Origin of the sequence: Listeria cornellensis FSL F6-0969 (assembly GCF_000525855.1) — a bacterium.
Lineage (GTDB): Bacteria > Bacillota > Bacilli > Lactobacillales > Listeriaceae > Listeria_A > Listeria_A cornellensis.
In genome coordinates this window covers 1-937 of sequence record NZ_AODE01000085.1, presented here as the reverse complement: position 1 = coordinate 937, position 937 = coordinate 1, and the positions used below count along the sequence as shown (strand labels likewise).

Here is a 937-nt window from a genome sequence, read left to right as displayed (position 1 = left end):
TTTCGAGTGTAAAATTTCAACTTTTTCTACTTAATTCCTCCGTGTTGCTAAAGAAATCGGCGTCTATACCTGGTCGGAAAATCTCGATGTGTTCCTCCGTTCGCGTGCCTAGAAAGAAGCCCCGACATGCCGGTATTTCAAACGTCCGCGCTGTATGTTGCTCTGTGGATAGCTGTGTCAGAAAACCCACCGATACCTTCGCTCCTTGGAAAACTTTCGCCATCTCTTCGCAAAAAATGGGACGTCCTTCGCAATACTTGTTTAATTCGTAGTTTTTTGGAATCTTGTCCCACTTTGTTCCCCATACTTTTAAGTCGTAATTCTGTTGCGCAATCGTATTCAATGCATCCGCCCTCGACGGCTCCATCCTGCCAACAAAAGCAACATCCGTTTGGAAAACCTTTTGCTCCGCTTCAGTCCACTTTACTGGATGGTGAATTTCTGGATCATAAGCGTACTTCATAAAATGCACATTGCGACAACCGTATTGTTTATATTTCTCGACTTCTGTTGTTTTCGCAGTCACCACAATATCGTACGAAAGAATTGCCTTATCTAAAATCACAGAAGTATGATAGCGATCGTCAAAAAGAAAATCAGGATGGAAATGTATCGTTGTAATACCTTTTATTTTCGCATACTGAATCATCTCTTCAGTCACCCAAAGCCCCTTCACTACAAAAAGAATATCTGGCTGATAGGAATCAATCATTCGCTCTATTGTTTTATTGAATTTTTGAAATTTAACTTTAAGCGGAACCTTCCGAACCCTCATATACAGCCGTTCTGGTATGGAATAATTGTAGAAATAACTATCTGTTTCAATAATTCGAACGTCACACCCACGTTTAACAAAACCATTGAAAAGTGATTTGCTATTAGATCCTCGCCAACCCGCTCCAACTGCTAAGACTTTGATCTGTTTCCCCATATTGTC

The 937-nt window shown here is 40.8% G+C and carries 1 protein-coding gene; it reads right to left on the bottom strand.

What is annotated here, in order from left to right; all coding sequences use genetic code 11:
• Nucleotides 1-16 precede the first annotated feature (16 nt).
• Nucleotides 17-937 (bottom strand): CgeB family protein (locus PCORN_RS16820; RefSeq protein ID WP_051999572.1); only part of this gene is annotated, 921 nt, incomplete at its 5' end.